We start from the raw sequence: 17,285 nt of genomic DNA, 5'->3' as shown, positions 1-17,285 counted from the left end.
GGACCATGGCGATCGCGGTCTGCCCCGGCTCGTTCGACCCGGTCACGCTCGGGCACGTCGACGTCGTCACCCGCGCCGCGGCGCTGTTCGACGAGGTGGTCGTCGCGGTCGCGGTGAACCCGAACAAGCAGGGACTGTTCACCGTCGACGAGCGCCGCGAGCTGCTGAGCACCGCGCTCGAGGGCGTGGACAACGTCCGCACCGACGCCTTCGAGGGCCTCGTCGTCGACTACTGCACCGCGATCGGCGCCGCGACGCTGGTCAAGGGCCTGCGCACGGCGGTCGACTACGGGTTCGAGGAGCCGATGGCGCAGATGAACCGGCACCAGACCGGCGTCGACTCGACGTTCCTCATCACCGACCCGCGCTACTCGTACGTGTCGAGCTCGCTGGTCAAGGAGGTCGCCCGCGGGGGCGGGGACGTCTCCGCGTTCCTGCACCCCGAGGTGCACCGGCGCCTGCTCGAGCGCCTGGGCTGAGGGCTGCCGCACGGGTCGGGCTCCGCTGCGCTCCGTCTCCCGCGACACGCCGGTAGGGGCGCGCAATACGCCGCGGCCGTGATCGGCGGCGGCACACTGACGCCCGTGTACCGCGTGTTCGAGGCGCTCGACGAGCTCGTGACCCTCTGCGAGGAGGCGCGCGGGCTCCCCATGACGACCAGCTGCGTCGTGCCGCGCGGCGACGTCCTCGAGCTCCTGGACGACGTCCGCGAGGCCATCCCCGGGGAGCTCGACGACGCGCAGGACGTCCTCGACCACCGTGACAAGCTCGTCGCGGACGCGACCGAGGAGGCGGAGAGCACCCGCACCGAGGCGCAGACCGAGGCCGACCGGCTGCTCGCCGAGGCCCGCGAGCAGGCCCAGCAGATGATCGCCGAGGCCGAGCACGAGGCCGAGCGCACCGTGGGCCGCGGGCGCCGCGAGTACGCCGAGCTCACCGAGCGCGCCGAGGCCGAGGCCGAGCGGATGGTCGAGGCCGGCCGGCAGAACTACGAGCGCTCCGTCGCCGACGGGCGCACCGAGCAGGCCCGGCTGGTCGAGGCGCACGAGGTCACGCGCGCCGCGCACGCCGAGGCCGAGCGCATCGTCGACGCCGCCACCGACGAGGCCGACCGCCGCCGCGCCGAGTGCGACCACTACGTCGACGGCACGCTCGCCGACTTCTCCGAGACGCTCGAGTCGGTGCTCGACACCGTCGGGCGCCACCGCCACCAGTTGCGCATGAGCGCCCCCACCGGCCAGGGCGCCGCCGGGCCGCCGCGCGGCCGCGAGGACGAGGAGCCGGAGGCCCGCGAGGCCGCCCCGCGCGAGGGCTGGCGCCGGTGGAGCGAGCGGCTCGGCGCCTGACCCCGCTCGCGTAGACTGTTCGGTCGGGCCTGTCGTGGCCCGATCGAGCCAGACCCGGCGGGACCGAGAGATGACAGGCGAGAAGAAGCACCCCGAATCCCACGTCGACGCGGCCAGCCCCTGGGTGGTCGACGTCGCGCGCGAGCTGCTGCGCCGCCCCGGCCAGATGAAGACGCTGCAGCGCGACGTCCCCGCGCCCGAGGGCTTCGGGCTCGAGATGGTCGGCGTGCCCGTGGGCGAGCCGATCCACCTCGACCTGCGTCTCGAGTCGGTGATGGAGGGCGTGCTGGCGTCCGGCCGCGTCGAGGCGGACGTCCGCGGCGAGTGCTCGCGCTGCCTCGAGCCGTTCACCGACCACGTCGACGTCGACCTCACCGAGCTCTACGCCTATCCCGACTCCGTCACCGACGACACCGCGGACGAGGACGAGGTCAGCCGGATCGTCGACGAGCGCATCGACCTCGAGCCGGCCGTGCGGGACGCGGTCCTGCTCGACCTGCCCGTCACGCCGCTGTGCCGCGAGGACTGCCCGGGCCCGGAGTCGCCGGACCCCGAGGCATGGGCCTTCGTCCCGGCCGGGGAGGCTCGTGAGACAATCGATCCTCGCTGGGCCGCGCTGCAGGAGAAGTACGGCGGCGCAAGCAGTAACGAGAACTGAGGAGAGCTGACGAAGTGGCCGTCCCGAAGCGCCGGATGTCCCGCGCGAACACCCACGCCCGCCGTTCGCAGTGGAAGGCGTCCGTGCCGCAGCTCCAGGCGTGCCCGAACAAGGCCTGCGCGCAGCCGAAGCCGCCGCACGTCGCCTGCCCCCACTGCGGCCAGTACGCCGGCCGCCGGGCCGTCACCCCGGCCTGAGGGCCGCACCGGACACGCCCGCGGCATGACGGCGTCGAGCACCCGGTCGGCGGACAGCCCGGCGGAGCCCACACTCGGTGAGGTGCTCGGGATCGATCTCGACCCCGAGCTGGTCGAGCTCGCCCTCACCCACCGCTCCTACGCGTACGAGCACGGCGGGCTGCCCACCAACGAGCGCCTCGAGTTCCTCGGCGACGCCGTGCTCGGCGTCGTCGTCACCGAGCGGCTCTACCGCGAGCACCCCGACCTGCCCGAGGGCCAGCTCGCCAAGCTGCGCGCCAGCGTCGTCAACATGCACGCGCTCGCCGGCGTCGCCCGCGAGCTCGGCCTCGGCGACCGACTGCACCTCGGCCGCGGCGAGGAGATGACCGGCGGGCGCGACAAGCCGAGCATCCTGGGCGACGCCGTCGAGGCCGTGCTCGGCGCCGTGCACCTCCAGCACGGCATCGAGATCTCACGTCAGGTCGTCGAGCGCCTGTTCGGCGAGCTGCTGCGCACCGCGCCGCTGCTCGGCGCCGGGCTCGACTGGAAGACCAGCCTCCAGGAGCTGACCGCCGCCTCGGACCTCGGCGTGCCCGAGTACCGGATGGCCGAGGAGGGCCCCGACCACCTCAAGGTCTTCACGGCCACGGTGGTCGTCGCCGGCGACGAGCGCGGCACCGGGGTCGGGCGCACCAAGAAGGAAGCCGAGCAGAAGGCCGCCCGCACGGCGTACCAGTACCTCGAGGGGGACGACGGGTCGGCCGCGCAGCGCCGCGGAGCCGGACCGTCGAGTAGTGCCTGAGCTCCCCGAGGTCGAGGTCGTCCGGCGGGGTCTCGCCGACCACGTGCTCGGCCGCCGGGTGAAGTCCGTCGAGGTCACCCACCCCCGCTCCGTGCGCCGCCAGGCCGGTGGCGCCGTCGAGCTGGGCGAACGCCTCTCCGGGCGGGTCCTGCGCGCCGCCCGCCGGCGTGGGAAGTACCTGTGGCTCGACCTGGGTGAACCGGACGGTGACGTCGAGGCCGCCCTGCTCGCCCACCTCGGGATGAGCGGGCAGCTGCTGGTCCAGCCCGCCGACCGGCTCGACGAGAAGCATCTGCGCATCCGTCTGCGGTTCGACGACGACGGCCCCGAGCTGCGGTTCGTCGACCAGCGGACGTTCGGCGGCCTCACGGTCACCGACGTCACCGGGCCCGAGGCGCTCCCGGTGCCCGTGGCGCACATCGGCCGCGACCCCCTCGACCCGGCGTTCGACGCCGAGGTGGCGGTCGGCGGCCTGCGCCGGCGGCGCACCGGGCTCAAGCGCGCCCTGCTCGACCAGACCCTGGTGTCGGGGATCGGCAACATCTACGCCGACGAGTCCCTGTGGCGGGCGAAGCTGCACTACGAGCGCCCGACCGCGACGCTGACGCGCCCCGAGGGGCGGCGGCTGCTGGCGGCGGCGAGCGAGGTCATGGGCGAGGCGCTGGCGGCGGGCGGCACGTCGTTCGACGCCCTGTACGTGGACGTGAACGGCGACTCGGGCTACTTCGACCGCGCGCTGGCGGTGTACGGGCAGGAGGACCGCCCCTGCCCGCGCTGCGGCACCCCGGTGCGGCGCGCGCCGTTCATGAACCGCTCGTCGTACTGGTGCCCGACCTGCCAGCCCCGCCCGCGGCGCCGGCACGTGTGACACGTGCGTGATCTTCTGAGCTATCGCTCAGAAGATCACGCACACAGGGGTCATGGCGTCTCGGCGCGGACGACCTCGAGGTTGCGGAAGCCGACGGGGCCCTCGCACAGGCCCGTCATCTTGCTCGCGAACGCCGACGTCACCGGGCTCTCGGAGTTCTTCCGGGCCGCCTCGGCGCTGGGGAACTCGACGACCTCGACGTAGGTGTCGGGACGGTCGAGGTCGCGGCTCATCACCATCCACTGCGCGGTGCGGTCGGCGCCGATCTCGGACATCCAGCCGTCGATGAGCATGTCCATCTGGTCGTACTGCCGGGTCCGGAACTCGATGAGCTGCACGAACGCGCCCGCTCCCGTCGCCTGCGGGGCCTCGCGCAGGTGCTGACGGAGCCCGGCGCGCAGCTCCTTGCCGTCGGTGTGCCCGTGCACGGCGACCGCGTGCGCCGCCCCGGCCTCGAGGACCTCGTCCTCCTCGCCGATGAGGGTCAGCGTGCAGTCGTTCTCGCTGGGCACCTCACGGCAGTCGAGCATGCGGCGTGTCATGGCGGACCTCCTGGCCGGTGTCGCACGGACGGCGGAGGATCAGTCAAGTCCTGTGCGGCGCGCGTGCTCGATACGGAGGCCTCCGTAGGCCGTCCGGGTGACGACGACTGCCGGTCGGCCACGAGCCGCGCGACACTCGGTGACCCGTTCACCGGACTGGTGCCCATGACCGCCGAGCGAACCCTGTGCGCGGCCCTCGACCTCGCCGCGGCGGTCGCCGGCGCGCGCACGGGCGCGGACCTCGACCGCACCGTCTGGCCCGGGCTCGCCGCGCTGGTGTCCGGCGAGGCCGTGACCGCCACCGGCTTCGACGGGCGCCCGTTCACCTGGCCCGCCGGCCGCGCGCCGGGGGTGGATCGCCGGGCCGTCCTGGTCCTCCGGCGACAGGGCGGGGAGGCGTCCGTGGCCGTGCACCGCGCCGGCCCCGCCGACTTCACCGACCGCGACCTCGCCCTGCTCCACCTCGTGCGCCCGCACCTCGCCGACGCGCTCTGGCGGGTCGCGCACGGCCCGCCGCTGCGGGCCCTGACCGTGCGCGAGCAGGCCGTGGTCGCGCGGGTGGCGCGCGGGGCGACGGACGCGGCGATCGCCCACGAGCTCGGGATCAGCCGCCGGACCGTCGGCAAGCACCTCGAGAACGCCTACGCGGCGCTCGGCGTGCACGACCGCACGTCGGCGGCCCTGCGCCTGGCCGTCCCGCCGGCCTGACTGTCAGCCGTCGCCGCGCACGGAGCGGCGGATCTCCTCGAGCTTGTCGCGGGCGGCGGCGTCGTGGTCGGCCTCGCGCTCGGCCCGCTCGCGCCCCGCGGGGCTGTCGGCGACGAGCTCCTCGTAGCCGGCGGCGGTCGCGGAGCGGCGCTCGATCGTCTCGCGGACGTGCTCGAACGTGGGCACGCCGTCCTCGGTGTATCCCGGCTCGGTCTCCCGCTCGCTCACACGGCGAGCGTAGACACGTCGGGCCCCGCACCGCGAGGGTGCGGGGCCCGGACGACGAGCGGCGTGCTCAGACGTTCTGCGAGGAGCGCTCCATGAGCTGCTTGAACTCCTCGAGCGCCTTCTCGATCTTCTTCTGCGGGTCGTCGAAGAGCTTCGCGACGGCATCGCCCGCGGCGCCACCCGGCGTGGTCACGTGGAGGCTGACCTCGACGCCGGTCGTGTCGCCGTGCGGGTCGAAGCGCACCGCGCCGCCGGTCTCGACGTGGTTGTTGCTCTCCTCGAGCGACTTCCACGCGATCTTGCGGTCGGTCTCCTCGTCGATGATCTTCGCGTCCCACTCGATCTGCTTGCCGAGCGGGCCGTCGACGACCCAGTGCGTGACGTCCGCGTTGCCGCTCTTCGGCTCGACGGACTTCACGTCGTCCAGGATCTGCGGCAGGTGGGTCAGCGGCCGCCACCACTGGTAGCACTGCGCGGCCGGGGCGTTGACCTCGAGGTAGTGCGTTGCGGTAGCCATGGCACCGGGGTTGGCGGGTGACCCCGGGCCCGAAACGGGCGCGGATGCGACGCAACCGACGTTTCGCGGCTCGCGTAGCGTCTCATCGGCACCCGGGGCGGGGGAGGAGGACCGGGCGTGCACCTGAAGAGCCTCACGCTGAAGGGCTTCAAGTCCTTCGCGTCCTCCACGACGCTGCGCTTCGAGCCGGGCATCACGTGCGTGGTCGGGCCCAACGGCTCCGGCAAGTCCAACGTCGTCGACGCCATCAGCTGGGTGCTGGGCGAGCAGGGGGCCAAGGCCCTGCGCGGCGGCAAGATGGAGGACGTCATCTTCGCCGGCACCTCGGGCCGCGCCCCGCTGGGCCGCGCCGAGGTCACGCTGACCATCGACAACGCCGACGGTGCGCTGCCGATCGAGTACGCCGAGGTGTCGATCACCCGGCGCGTGTTCCGGTCCGGCGCGGGCGAGTACGAGATCAACGGGAGCAGCTGCCGCCTGCTCGACGTCCAGGAGCTGCTCTCCGACTCGGGCATCGGCCGCGAGCTGCACGTCCTCGTCGGCCAGGGCCAGCTCGACACCATCCTGCAGTCGCGCCCCGAGGAGCGCCGGGCGTTCATCGAGGAGGCCGCCGGCGTCCTCAAGCACCGCAAGCGCAAGGAGAAGGCGCTGCGCAAGCTCGAGGCGATGCAGGCGAACCTCACCCGCCTGTCCGACCTCACCACCGAGCTGCGGCGCCAGCTCAAGCCGCTCGGGCGCCAGGCCGAGATCGCGCGGCGCGCCCAGACCATCCAGGCCGACCTGCGCGACGCCCGGCTGCGTCTCGCCGCCGACGACCTGGTCACCCTGCGCACCACCATCTCCCGCGAGCAGGCCGACGAGGACGCCGCCCGCCGGCGCCGCGACGAGACCGAGCGGTCGCTCGCCGAGGTGGGCTCCCGCGTCACGGAGCTGGAGACCGCGGTCGAGGCCGCGACGCCGGCGCACACCCGCGCGCAGGAGGGCTGGTACCGGCTCTCCGCGCTGCAGGAGCGCCTGCGCGGCACCGTCGCGCTGGCCGCCGAGCGCCACCGGCACGTCGCGACCGCCGAGGACGCGCCGGCCGGCCCCGACCCCGACGAGCTCGAGCGCCGCGCGGGCGAGGCGGCCGAGCACGAGGCCGCCCTCGAGACCGAGGTCGCCGAGGCCCGCGCCACCCTCGAGGCGCACGCCGAGGGCCGCGAGCAGGCCGAGGACGCCCTGACCGCCGCCGACCGCCGCCTCGCCGCCGCCACGCGCGCCGCCGCCGACCGGCGCGAGGGCGTGGCCCGGCTCGCCGGCCAGGTCGAGACGCTGCGCGGGCGCCTGGCGTCGTCCACCGAGGAGCTCGAGCAGATCGCGACCTCGCTGACCGAGGCCGACGAGCGCGCCGCCCTCGCCCGCGAGGAGCTGGCCGCGGTGGAGGACGAGACGGGTCCTGCGCCGGAGAGCGCCGAACATCTGCCGGACGAGCCCGGCGACGTCGCCGACGACGAGTCCCCGGACCCCGAGGCCGCCCTCGACGCCGCCGTCGAGCGCCACGAGGCCGCCCGGGCCGCCGTCGACACCGCCGGTGCCGCGCACCGCGACGCCGAGCGCGACCGCGCCCACTGGCAGGCCCGCACCGACGCGCTCGCCCTCGGTCTGACCCGCCGCGACGGCGCCGGTGCCCTGCTCGCGGCCGCCGACCCGGTGCCCGGGGTGCTCGGGTCCGTCGCCGCGCTGCTGCGCGTGGACAGCGGCGACGAGGACGCGGTCACCGCGGCGCTCGGGCCCGCCGCCGACGCGGTCGCCGTGCGCGGGCCGGAGGCCGCCGCCGACGCGCTGGACCGGCTCCACGACACCGAGGGCGGACGCGCCGGGCTGCTGGTGGGCGGGGGAGAGGGCGTGCCCCCGTCGCCCGGTGAAGCTCCCGCGGGCACGCGCTGGGCCGCCGACCTCGTGCGCGCCCCCGACGAGCTCGCCGGCGCCGTCGCGCGCGTGCTGGCCGGCGTCGTGGTCGTCGACGACCGGGCCGCTGCCCGCGTCGTCGTGCGCGACCACCCGCACCTGCGCGCCGTCACCCGCGGCGGCGACCTGCTCGGCGCCGACTGGGCGGCCGGCGGCCCCTCGGGCAACCAGAGCCTGCTCGAGATGCAGGCCGCCGCCGACGAGGCCGGCGACCGGCTCGCCGCCGCCGAGCGCCACGTCCGCGAGGCCGGCGCGGCGCTCGACGCGGCCCGCGAGGCCGAGTCGGCCGCCCGCGCCGAGGTCGGGGTCGCCCGCCAGGTCCGCGACGACCGCCGCCGCGCCGACGCCGAGGCCCGCCGCGCCGCCGACGCCCGCCGCGCGGCCGACGACGCCGCGCGCGCCGACGCCGCGCGCCGCCACGGCCGCCTGTCCGAGACGGTGCGCGCCGCGGAGGCGGAGTCCCAGCGCCTCATCGAGCGGCGCGCTGCGGTCGAGGCCACCCGCGACGAGCGCCGCGACGAGCTCGACGACCTCACCGAGCGGCTCGCGATGGCGCAGGACGAGGCCGCCGACCTGGACGGCGGGGCCGCGGGCGCGGACGCGGAGGACCACGCGGCGGAGCGCGAGCGGGCGTCCGCCGCGCTGACCGCCGCGCGCGCCGCCGAGGTCGACGGCCGCCTGGCCCTGCGCACCGCCGAGGAGCGCCTGCGCGCCGTCGCGGGACGCGCCGAGGGGATGCGCCGGCGCGCGGAGGGCGAGCGCGAGGCCCGGGCGCGGGCGGAGGAACGGGCCCGCGAGCGCGCGCGGGTCGCCGCGCTCACCGAGGAGGCGGTGCGGCACGGCGAGGACGCCCTGGCGCGCCTGCAGACCTCGCTCGCCCGCGCCGCCGAGGCCCGCGACGCCGCCGCGGCCGTGCGCACGGCGCGGGCCGGGGAGCTCGACTCCGCCCGCGAGCGGCAGCGGGAGCTGCAGGCGTCGCTCGAGCGCCTCACCGACGCCGTGCACCGCGACGAGGTCGTGCGCGCCGAGCAGCGCACGCGCCTGCAGCAGATGGAGGCCGGGATCGGCGAGCGGTTCGGGATCGGGCTCTCCGACCTCGTCACCGAGTACGGCCCCGACGTCCCGATCCCGCCGCCGGCCGGCGAGGTCGCCGAGGTCGAGGCGGCCCGCGAGCGCGGCGAGCAGGTCGTCATGCCCCCGCCCGAGCCGTTCGACCGCGCCACCCAGCAGCGCCGGGCGCAGCGCGCGGAGAAGGAGCTCGGCCAGCTCGGCAAGGTCAACCCGCTCGCCCTCGAGGAGTACGCGGCGCTCGAGGAGCGCTACCGCTTCCTGTCCACGCAGCTCGAGGACGTCAAGAACAGCCGCAAGGACCTGCTCGAGGTGGTCTCGCAGGTCGACGCCACGATCCTCGAGGTCTTCGCGACGGCCTTCGCCGACGTGGCGCGGGAGTTCGAGGCGGTGTTCCCCGTGCTGTTCCCCGGCGGCGACGGCCGGCTCGTGCTCACCGACCCCGACGACCTGCTGGCCACCGGCGTCGAGGTGGAGGCGCGCCCGCCGGGCAAGAAGGTCAAGCGGCTCTCGCTGCTCTCCGGCGGCGAGAAGTCGCTGACGGCCGTGGCCATGCTGGTCGCGATCTTCCGGGCGCGCCCCTCGCCGTTCTACGTCATGGACGAGGTCGAGGCGGCGCTCGACGACGCCAACCTGCGGCGGCTCATCGGCCTGCTCGCGGAGCTCCGCCGCAACTCGCAGCTGGTCATCATCACGCACCAGAAGCCCACGATGGAGATCGCGGACGCGCTCTACGGCGTGAGCATGAGAGGTGACGGGATCACCGCTGTCATCTCGCAACGCCTGCGCGGCGCGGATGCGCCCGGACCGTATGCCGGGACCACCCCGTCGTGATCACTCTGCGTGCTGCTACGTTGCGCTGAGTATCAGCGGCGCTCCTGATCGGGGGTCGAGGACGACGCTGTCGTGGCCTCCCGGGCCGCGACCCGCGCCTCTACCGTGCAGGTGAGAGCGCTGCGAGCGGGCTGGAGCTGACCGGGGGGCGACATGACGGCGGTGCGGGACAGTGCACCCTCCGGCCGGCACGCCCGCCGGGAGACCGGGGCGCCGTCGGGCCCGCTGGTGCCGCTGCGGACGGTCGTCCGGACGCCGGCTCCTTCCGCCGCCGTCGAGCTCGCCCCCGGCCGCCTGGTGATCGACAGCTCCTACTCCCGCCTCTGCCCGCACCTCGGCGCGCGCCGGGTCGCGGTGAGCGTCGACGGCTACCCGTGGCGCTTCGCGTGGGGCCGCACGCCGATCGACCTGCCCGCGGGCCGGCACCTCGTGGAGATCGAGGTCGAGCACGGGCGCACCGGCCGCCGCTCCTGGGGCCATGTCGCCGACGCGGTGCCGGTGTGCGCGGGCAACACCGTCGAGGTCTTCTACCGCGCACCCGCCCTGCCGCGCCTCGCCGGCTCGCTGGGGCCCGCCCGCCAGCGCACCGCCGGGTTCGCGGTGTGCGCGGCGCTGCTGGCCCTGGGCGGTGTCGCCGTCCTCGCGGCCCTCGGACTGCTCGTGCTGGCGGTCGTCCCGCTCGTGGCCTGACGCCTGGCGCCTGCCCGTGCCCGGCCCGGTGATCATGGGCGGCGTGGTGCACCTGGTGACGCGCGCGAGGTGCACGGGAACGCCCGTGATCACCTGAGGTGGGCGCGGGCGGGCGCGGGGCGGTCACCCTCCGCCTCGCCCGCACGATGCTTCGATCCGCGAAGCGTTCCCACGAAAGCCGACGTGCCCTGCCGGCGGTCCCACCCGGCCGCGCGCCGCCGCCGTGCGCGGCTGGGAGACTGGCCGGCGTGTCGCCCCGCTCGTCGCTGACCTCCCCGCTCGACCTCGCCGCACCCGACCCGGCGCTCGCCGTCGCGGCGCCCGGGGCGCTGTCGCCCGGACTGATCGCCACGATCGTGGTGGTCGCGGTGGTCGTCGTCCTGCTCATCGTGCTGGGCGTCGGGCTCTACCTGCGCCGGCGCCGGCAGGTCTCGCTCGCCGAGGAGCAGGAGGAGGAGGCCAAGCCCACCAAGGGCTCGTACCAGGCGGGCGGCGGGTTCAGCTTCAGCGCGGGCAGCGGCAGCGGCACGCTCGCCCCCCCGCGTCCCGAACCGACGCCCGAACCGACGCCCGAACCGACGCCCGAACCGACGCCCGAACCGACGCCCGAACCGACGCCCGCCGAGCGCCCCGAGACCGGCGGCCCGCAGGGCACCTCGTCACCCGCCGCGGCCGACGCGCCCCCCGCCGAGCCGACGGCCCCTGAATCGACGACTGCCGAGCCGACGACCGCTACGGCACCGCCGGCACCCGTCGAGCCGGACGAGGCCGACGAGCCGGACACTGCCACCACCGGCCCCGGCACCCTCGCCGCGCCCGAGGTCGAGGCCGGCCCGCAGGCGACCGCCCCGCCCGAGGCCGCCGAGCCGGAGACCGCCGAGCGCGAGACCACCGAGACCACCGCGCCGGAGACCCCGCCAGCGCCCCCGACCACCGGGACCACCGGGACCACCGGGACCACCGGGACCACCGCGACCACCGCGACCACCGCGACCGAGGCCGTCGCCCCCTCGACCGGGGCCACGATCGCGCCCGCCGCGCCGCCCGAGGAGATCCCCTCCGCCGAGGGGCGTCTCGAGCGTCTGCGGGGCCGGCTGGGGCGCTCGCGGTCGACGCTCGGCCAGGGCCTGCTCGGTCTGCTCGGCGCCGGGGACCTCGACGAGGACTCGTGGGAGGAGGTCGAGGACACGCTGCTGCTGGCCGATCTCGGCTCGGCGACCACCCAGGAGATCGTCGGCAAGCTGCGCGAGCGCATCGCCACGCGCGGCGTCCGCACCCCCGAGCAGGCGCGCGACCTGCTCCGCGAGGTGCTCGTCGAGGCGCTCGGGCCGGACATGGAGCGTTCGGTGCGCGCGCTCGCCCACGACGGGCGTCCGGCGGTGGTGCTCGTGGCCGGGGTCAACGGCACCGGCAAGACCACGACCACGGGCAAGCTCGCCCGCGTCCTCGTCGGCGGCGGGCACGTCGTGATGCTCGGCGCCGCCGACACCTTCCGCGCCGCGGCCGCCGAGCAGCTCGCGACGTGGGGCGAGCGCGCCGGCGCCGAGACGGTGCGCGGCAAGGAGGGCGCCGACCCCGCCAGCGTCGCGTTCGACGCCGTCAAGCGCGGCACCGACGCGGGCGTCGACGCGGTCCTGCTCGACACCGCGGGCCGCCTGCACACCAAGACGGGCCTGATGGACGAGCTCGGCAAGGTGAAGCGCGTCGTCGAGCGCCAGGCCGAGGTCGACGAGGTCCTCCTCGTCCTCGACGCCACCACGGGCCAGAACGGGCTGACCCAGGCGCGGGTGTTCAGCGAGGTCGTCGACGTCACCGGCGTCGTGCTCACCAAGCTCGACGGCACCGCCAAGGGCGGGATCGTGTTCCAGGTGCAGCGCGAGCTCGGGGTCCCGGTGAAGCTCGTGGGTCTCGGCGAGGGCCCGGACGACCTCGCGCCGTTCGAGCCCGCCGCCTTCGTGGACGCCCTGCTGAAGTAGCGCTGTCGGGGCGCGCCCCTACCGTGCGACCCATGTCCGGGATCGCACGCCTGCAGCTCACCGCCTTCGACACCCCCGACCCGCTCGCCCTCGCCCGCTTCTACTCCACGCTCCTCGGCCTCCCGATCGCCGAGCAGACCGACGACGACTGGGTCGAGCTCGACGCGGGCGGGGCGGCGACGCTGGCGTTCCAGCTCGCGCCGGCCCGACGCGCCCCGGCGTGGCCGCAGGACGGCGCGCTCCAGGCTCACCTCGACCTCGAGGTGGGCGACCTCCACGAGGGCGAGGCGGCGGTGCTCGCCGCCGGGGCCACCAAGTCCGAGACGCAGCCGGGCACGACGTTCCGGGTCTACCTCGACCCCGACGGCAACCCCTTCTGCCTCGTGCTGGCCGGGGAGGGGTGAGAGGGTGTGCTCCGATCGGGCGGCCGATCATCGCGCACCGTCATGACGCACGTCTCCCGGTGTCCGGTAACGCCGGACGCGAAACATGATGGTGACACCGAGAGGCGGGCTGTTAACTGCCACGAAACGAACGGCGTCCTCGTCGGAAACACGGCCTGCGCATTCTCGCTCTTCGAAATCGGTGCCCGCGAGAAGGGAAGCTGCTGGCCGTGGAACTCGACAGCGGTACGATCGCCTGGATGTTGACCAGCACTGCGCTGGTCCTGCTCATGACGCCAGGCCTGGCGCTGTTCTACGGCGGCCAGGCGCGCTCGAAGAGCGTCCTCAACATGATGATGATGGTCTTCAGCACGTGCGCCACGGTGGGCGTGCTGTGGGTGATCTTCGGCTACTCGCTCTCGTTCGGTGACGACGTCGGCGGTGGCCTGCTCGGCAACCCGGGCCAGTACTTCATGCTCTCGAGCCTGCTGTCCGAGACGGTGCAGACCGACGGTCTGCCCGACATCGCCTTCGTGGCCTTCCAGGCCATGTTCGCGATCCTCACGGTGGGCCTCATCGCCGGTGCCGCCGCGGACCGCATGAAGTTCAACTCGTGGATGGTGTTCTCCCTGCTCTGGGCGACGCTGGTCTACTTCCCGATCGCCCACTGGGTCTTCGACCTCGACGCCGGCTGGATCGCCAACGGCATCGGTGCGATCGACTTCGCCGGTGGGACGGCGGTCCACATCAACGCCGGTACGGCCGCGCTCGTGCTCTGCATCGTCCTGGGCAAGCGCCGCGGCTGGCCGCGTGAGGCCATGCGCCCGCACAACCTGACGATGGTCATGCTCGGTGCCGGTCTGCTGTGGTTCGGCTGGTTCGGCTTCAACGCCGGTTCGGCCGCGGTCGCGAACTACTCGGCCGCCTACGCGTTCCTCAACACCGTCGTCGCCACCTGCACCGCGATCTGCGGCTGGCTGATCATCGAGCAGATCCGCGACGGCAAGGCCACCTCGCTCGGCGCCGCCTCGGGCATCGTCGCCGGCCTGGTCGCCATCACCCCGGCCTGCGCCGCGGTGACCCCGCTCGGCGCCATGGCCATCGGCTTCATCGCCGGCATCGCCTGCGCCTACGGCGTCGGCCTGAAGTACCGCCTCGGCTTCGACGACTCGTTCGACGTCGTCGGCGTCCACCTCGTCGGCGGTCTCGTCGGCACGCTGCTCATCGGCTTCTTCGCCTGGGACGGCTCGCCGTCCGAGGTGTCGGGTGTCTTCTACGGCGGCGGCTGGAGCCAGCTCGGCATCCAGGCCATCGCGGCCGTCGCGGTCATCGCCTACAGCGGCATCGTGACTGCCATCATCGCCCTCATCGTCAAGGCCATCATGGGCCTGCGCGTGGAGGACGACAGCGAGGCCGCGGGTGTCGACGAGGGCGAGCACGCCGAGTCGGGCTACGACTTCTCGAGCCTGCGCAGCGGGGGCAGCGGTCTCGGCTCCTCGCACTCGAGCCTGTCCGCCCCGACGCAGGTCACCGCGACCGCAGGCAAGGAGGGCTGAACGACATGAAGATGGTGACCGCGATCATCAAGCCGTTCGTGCTGGAGGACGTCAAGGGCGCTCTCGAGCAGCTCGGGGTCCTGGGCATGACCGTCAGCGAGGTCCAGGGCTACGGCCGCCAGAAGGGCCACACCGAGGTCTACCGGGGTGCGGAGTACTCCGTGGACTTCGTGCCGAAGGTCCGCATCGAGGTCGTCACCGACGACACCGCCGCGGAGAAGGTCGTCGACGCGATCGCCGAGACCGCCCGCACCGGCAAGATCGGTGACGGCAAGGTCTGGGTGACCCCGGTCGAGACCGTGGTGCGCGTGCGCACCGGCGAGCGCGGGGCGGACGCCCTGTAGGAGCTCGGCAACACGACGGCGCCGGGTCCCCGCGGATGTGGGGGCCCGGCGTCTGTCATCCAGGCGCAGTCACAGGCGGACCGGAGAGGGGACAGGGTGGCCGTGGCGGACGCGGGGCGGAACGGTGAGGGACCGTCGAGCCTCGACGACGAGCGCGGGACGACGAACGGCGACGCCGTCGACCTCGTCCGGGCCCGCGCCGCGCTGCTCGACCCGCCCGCGGGGGCACGGCGGCTCGGGCCGGCCGCGCTGCGCGAGGCGCTGGTCGAGCTGCACGACTTCTGGCTGTCGTCGCGCGCCGCGGCGGTCGGGGTGGGGGAGGGGTCCGCGCTGGTCGCGGTCGGCGCGCTCGGCCGCAAGGAGCTCGCGCCGCACTCGGACCTCGACCTCGTGCTCGTGCACGACGGCCGCGGGCGCAAGGGGGGCCGCGAGCAGATCTCCCGCGTGGCCGACGCGCTCTGGTACCCGCTGTGGGACGCCGGGATCGGGCTGGACCACTCGGTGCGCACCGTCGGCGAGGCCATCGAGGTCGCCACCACCGACCTGCGGGTGGCCCTGGGCCTGCTCGAGGTCCGCTACCTCGCGGGCGACCCGGAGCTCGCCGAGCGCCTCGCCGCCACCGCCCGCCAGGCCTGGCGCGCCGGCATCCGCAACCGCTTCGACGACCTCGTCGCCGCCACCGAGTCCCGGTGGTCGCGCTCCGGCGAGGTCGCCCACCGCATCGAGCCCGACCTCAAGAACGGCCACGGCGGCCTGCGCGACGTCCAGCTGCTCGACGCGCTCGCCGCGGCCCAGCTCGTCGACCGGCCCACCGTCGACGTCCAGGACGCGCGCCGCCTCATGCTCGACCTGCGCGTCGAGCTGCACCGCCGCGCCGGCCGGGCGCGCGACGTGATGCAGGCCGAGGACGCCCACGAGGTGGTCGCCGCCGCGGCGGGCGAGCTCGGCGTCAGCGACCGCTTCGACCTCGCGCGGGCCCTGTCCGGCGCCGCGCGCACCGTCGTGTTCGCCACCGACACCGCCCTGCGCTCGGCGCGCAACGCGCTGCCGCGCCGGGGCCTCGCCGCCCTGCGCCGCGCGCCCGCCCGCCGCCCGCTCGACGACGGCGTGGTGGAGCACGGCGGCGAGGTGGTCCTCGCCCGCGACGCCCAGGTCTCCCGCGACCCCGCACTCGTGCTGCGCCTGGCCGCGACGGCGGCGCGCACCCGGCTGCCGATCTCGGCGAGCACCCTGCACCGCCTGGCCGACGCCGCCCCCGAGCTGCGCGAGCCGTGGCCCCGCGCGGCCCTGTCCGAGCTGCTGGCGCTGCTCGGGGCGGGCGAGGGCATGGTCGACGTCATCGAGGCGCTCGACCGCACCGGCCTGTGGGGGCGGCTGTTCCCCGAGTGGGGCGCCGTGCGCGACCTGCCCCCGCGCGACCGCCAGCACGTCTGGACCGTCGACCGCCACCTCGTCGAGGTCACCCGCCGCGCCGCCGAACTGACGACGCGCGTCTCGCGGCCCGACCTGCTGCTGCTCGGTGCGCTCGTACACGACATCGGCAAGGGCCGCGACGAGGACCACTCGGTGGTCGGCGAGCGCCTGGCCGCCCACCTCGGCCGGCGGCTCGGGCTCTGGCCCGCCGACGTGGAGCTCCTCGCGGCGATGGTGCGCCACCACCTGCTGCTGCCGCACACCGCGTCGCGGCGCGACCCGGAGGACCCGGCGACCGTCGAGCGCGTCGTGGAGACCCTCGACGCCGACCCGGTGCTGCTCGAGCTGCTGCACGCCCTCGCCGAGGCCGACTCGCTGGGCACCGGGCCGGGCGTGTGGACGCCGTGGCGCGCGACGCTGATGGGCGACCTGGTGAAGCGGTGCCGCGTCGTCATGGCCGGCGAGCCGACGCCCGGGCCGTCGCCGCTGTCGGAGGAGGCGCTCGCGCTCGCCCGGAAGGTCGCGGAGAGCGGCCGCCCCGAGGTGGCCGTCACCGGCGAGGGCGAGCTCACCACGATCACCATGACCGTCGCCGCCCCCGACCGCCCCGGCCTGCTCTCGCGCGCCGCCGGGGTGCTGGCGCTGCACTCGCTGCAGGTGCACACCGCCGACCTCGGCGAACACGACGGCGTCGCGGTCGACGCGTTCACCGTCTCGCCGCGCTTCGGGCGCCTGCCCGAGGCGTCTCTGCTGCGCGAGGACCTCGTGCGCGTGCTGCGCGGGTCGCTCGACCTGCCGTCGCGCCTCGAGGCCAAGGAGCGCGACTACGACCGCCCCGGACCGGCCCCGGCGCCGAGCCGCGTCCTGTGGTTCGACGACGAGGCCACCGGGGCCGTGGTGCTCGAGCTGCGCACCAGCGACCGCATCGGCCTGCTGTACCGCGTGGCGGCGGCGCTGGAGGCCGAGGGTCTCGACGTGCGGTGGGCGCGGGTCTCGACGCTGGGCAGCTCGGTGCTCGACGCGTTCTGCCTGGAGACCGCCGAGCACGAGGGGATCGACCCGGAGCGGCGCCTCAAGGTCGAGGAGGTCGTGCTGGCCGCGGCGGTGAGCGGGCTGACGGCTCCGGAGCGGTCCTCGACGGCGTGACCCGGCGCGACCGTTAGGCTGGGGGTTCGCCCTCGGTGATGTCGTGCCGGGGTCTGCCTTGCGCCGCCAGCGACACCTCG

The 17,285-nt window shown here is 75.2% G+C and carries 17 protein-coding genes; 14 read left to right on the top strand and 3 right to left on the bottom strand.

All coding sequences use genetic code 11. The annotated features are described in order from the left end of the window. Nucleotides 1-5 precede the first annotated feature (5 nt). From coaD to mutM, 6 genes are all read left to right on the top strand, one after another. On the top strand, nucleotides 6-479 hold the full coding sequence (gene coaD / locus WCD58_RS05490; protein WP_337700285.1) for a pantetheine-phosphate adenylyltransferase: 474 nt from the start codon (nucleotides 6-8) through the stop codon (nucleotides 477-479). A 105-nt stretch (nucleotides 480-584) separates the two neighbouring features. After that, a complete protein-coding gene (locus WCD58_RS05485; RefSeq protein ID WP_337700283.1) occupies nucleotides 585-1,346 on the top strand; it encodes a F0F1 ATP synthase subunit B in 762 nt (253 codons plus the stop codon). Nucleotides 1,347-1,416: 70 nt separating this feature from the next. After that, entirely contained in the window at nucleotides 1,417-2,004 is a 588-nt protein-coding gene (locus WCD58_RS05480) for a YceD family protein (protein ID WP_337700282.1), read from the top strand. A gap of 14 nt (nucleotides 2,005-2,018) precedes the next feature. Next, nucleotides 2,019-2,201, top strand: a complete 183-nt coding sequence (rpmF, locus tag WCD58_RS05475) for a 50S ribosomal protein L32 (RefSeq protein ID WP_337700280.1) — start codon at nucleotides 2,019-2,021, stop codon at nucleotides 2,199-2,201. 25 nt (nucleotides 2,202-2,226) lie between these two features. Then, nucleotides 2,227-2,985, top strand: a complete 759-nt coding sequence (rnc, locus tag WCD58_RS05470) for a ribonuclease III (protein WP_337700278.1) — start codon at nucleotides 2,227-2,229, stop codon at nucleotides 2,983-2,985. Next, the gene (gene mutM, locus WCD58_RS05465; RefSeq protein ID WP_337700276.1) at nucleotides 2,978-3,853 is read left to right on the top strand and encodes a bifunctional DNA-formamidopyrimidine glycosylase/DNA-(apurinic or apyrimidinic site) lyase; all 876 of its coding nucleotides are present in this window, start codon (nucleotides 2,978-2,980) and stop codon (nucleotides 3,851-3,853) included. Before rnc ends, mutM begins: the two co-directional genes overlap by 8 nt. Nucleotides 3,854-3,903: 50 nt before the next feature. Here the strand turns inward: mutM and WCD58_RS05460 are convergent, their stop codons facing one another. Then, nucleotides 3,904-4,395 (bottom strand): DUF1059 domain-containing protein, encoded by a 492-nt coding sequence (locus WCD58_RS05460; protein WP_337700274.1) that lies wholly within the window; start codon nucleotides 4,393-4,395, stop codon nucleotides 3,904-3,906. 165 nt (nucleotides 4,396-4,560) lie between these two features. Between WCD58_RS05460 and WCD58_RS05455 the strand changes: the two genes are divergently transcribed. Further along, nucleotides 4,561-5,103, top strand: coding sequence for a helix-turn-helix transcriptional regulator (locus tag WCD58_RS05455; protein ID WP_337700272.1), 543 nt, complete (start codon nucleotides 4,561-4,563; stop codon nucleotides 5,101-5,103). Between the two features lie 3 nt (nucleotides 5,104-5,106). Here WCD58_RS05455 and WCD58_RS05450 read toward each other — a convergent pair whose 3' ends face one another. Further along, entirely contained in the window at nucleotides 5,107-5,331 is a 225-nt protein-coding gene (locus WCD58_RS05450; protein ID WP_337700270.1) for a hypothetical protein, read from the bottom strand. A 67-nt stretch (nucleotides 5,332-5,398) separates the two neighbouring features. Continuing rightward, nucleotides 5,399-5,848, bottom strand: coding sequence for an SRPBCC family protein (locus WCD58_RS05445; RefSeq protein WP_337700268.1), 450 nt, complete (start codon nucleotides 5,846-5,848; stop codon nucleotides 5,399-5,401). Nucleotides 5,849-5,965: 117 nt separating this feature from the next. Here WCD58_RS05445 and smc point away from each other — a divergent pair, with 117 nt between their 5' ends. From smc to WCD58_RS05410, 7 genes are all read left to right on the top strand, one after another. Continuing rightward, entirely contained in the window at nucleotides 5,966-9,697 is a 3,732-nt protein-coding gene (gene smc, locus WCD58_RS05440) for a chromosome segregation protein SMC (RefSeq protein WP_337700266.1), read from the top strand. Nucleotides 9,698-9,850: 153 nt separating this feature from the next. After that, nucleotides 9,851-10,387, top strand: coding sequence for a hypothetical protein (locus WCD58_RS05435; protein WP_337700265.1), 537 nt, complete (start codon nucleotides 9,851-9,853; stop codon nucleotides 10,385-10,387). A 248-nt stretch (nucleotides 10,388-10,635) separates the two neighbouring features. Then, nucleotides 10,636-12,363 (top strand): signal recognition particle-docking protein FtsY, encoded by a 1,728-nt coding sequence (gene ftsY, locus WCD58_RS05430; RefSeq protein ID WP_444876314.1) that lies wholly within the window; start codon nucleotides 10,636-10,638, stop codon nucleotides 12,361-12,363. Nucleotides 12,364-12,395: 32 nt separating this feature from the next. Then, on the top strand, nucleotides 12,396-12,767 hold the full coding sequence (locus WCD58_RS05425; RefSeq protein ID WP_337700263.1) for a VOC family protein: 372 nt from the start codon (nucleotides 12,396-12,398) through the stop codon (nucleotides 12,765-12,767). A 239-nt stretch (nucleotides 12,768-13,006) separates the two neighbouring features. Further along, on the top strand, nucleotides 13,007-14,302 hold the full coding sequence (locus WCD58_RS05420; RefSeq protein WP_337700261.1) for an ammonium transporter: 1,296 nt from the start codon (nucleotides 13,007-13,009) through the stop codon (nucleotides 14,300-14,302). 5 nt (nucleotides 14,303-14,307) lie between these two features. Further along, nucleotides 14,308-14,646 (top strand): P-II family nitrogen regulator, encoded by a 339-nt coding sequence (locus tag WCD58_RS05415; RefSeq protein ID WP_133824904.1) that lies wholly within the window; start codon nucleotides 14,308-14,310, stop codon nucleotides 14,644-14,646. 96 nt (nucleotides 14,647-14,742) lie between these two features. Beyond that, nucleotides 14,743-17,205 (top strand): [protein-PII] uridylyltransferase, encoded by a 2,463-nt coding sequence (locus WCD58_RS05410; RefSeq protein WP_337700253.1) that lies wholly within the window; start codon nucleotides 14,743-14,745, stop codon nucleotides 17,203-17,205. The last annotated feature ends 80 nt before the right edge of the window (nucleotides 17,206-17,285 follow it).

The organism is Actinomycetospora flava (genome assembly GCF_037400335.1).
GTDB classification, from domain to species: Bacteria; Actinomycetota; Actinomycetes; order Mycobacteriales; family Pseudonocardiaceae; genus Actinomycetospora; species Actinomycetospora flava.
Note: the sequence above shows the minus strand (reverse complement) of the source record. Positions and strands in the feature narration are given on the sequence as shown.

What these genes read in the sequence shown, in the direction of transcription:
- WCD58_RS05445 (WP_337700268.1), bottom strand. Translation starts at nt 5,848, where the DNA reads ATGGCTACCGCAACGCACTACCTCGAGGTCAACGCCCCGGCCGCGCAG.
- WCD58_RS05480 (WP_337700282.1), top strand. Translation starts at nt 1,417, where the DNA reads ATGACAGGCGAGAAGAAGCACCCCGAATCCCACGTCGACGCGGCCAGC.
- WCD58_RS05460 (WP_337700274.1), bottom strand. Translation starts at nt 4,395, where the DNA reads ATGACACGCCGCATGCTCGACTGCCGTGAGGTGCCCAGCGAGAACGAC.
- WCD58_RS05415 (WP_133824904.1), top strand. Translation starts at nt 14,308, where the DNA reads ATGAAGATGGTGACCGCGATCATCAAGCCGTTCGTGCTGGAGGACGTC.
- rnc (WP_337700278.1), top strand. Translation starts at nt 2,227, where the DNA reads ATGACGGCGTCGAGCACCCGGTCGGCGGACAGCCCGGCGGAGCCCACA.
- WCD58_RS05435 (WP_337700265.1), top strand. Translation starts at nt 9,851, where the DNA reads ATGACGGCGGTGCGGGACAGTGCACCCTCCGGCCGGCACGCCCGCCGG.
- WCD58_RS05455 (WP_337700272.1), top strand. Translation starts at nt 4,561, where the DNA reads ATGACCGCCGAGCGAACCCTGTGCGCGGCCCTCGACCTCGCCGCGGCG.
- WCD58_RS05420 (WP_337700261.1), top strand. Translation starts at nt 13,007, where the DNA reads ATGTTGACCAGCACTGCGCTGGTCCTGCTCATGACGCCAGGCCTGGCG.
- WCD58_RS05425 (WP_337700263.1), top strand. Translation starts at nt 12,396, where the DNA reads ATGTCCGGGATCGCACGCCTGCAGCTCACCGCCTTCGACACCCCCGAC.
- coaD (WP_337700285.1), top strand. Translation starts at nt 6, where the DNA reads ATGGCGATCGCGGTCTGCCCCGGCTCGTTCGACCCGGTCACGCTCGGG.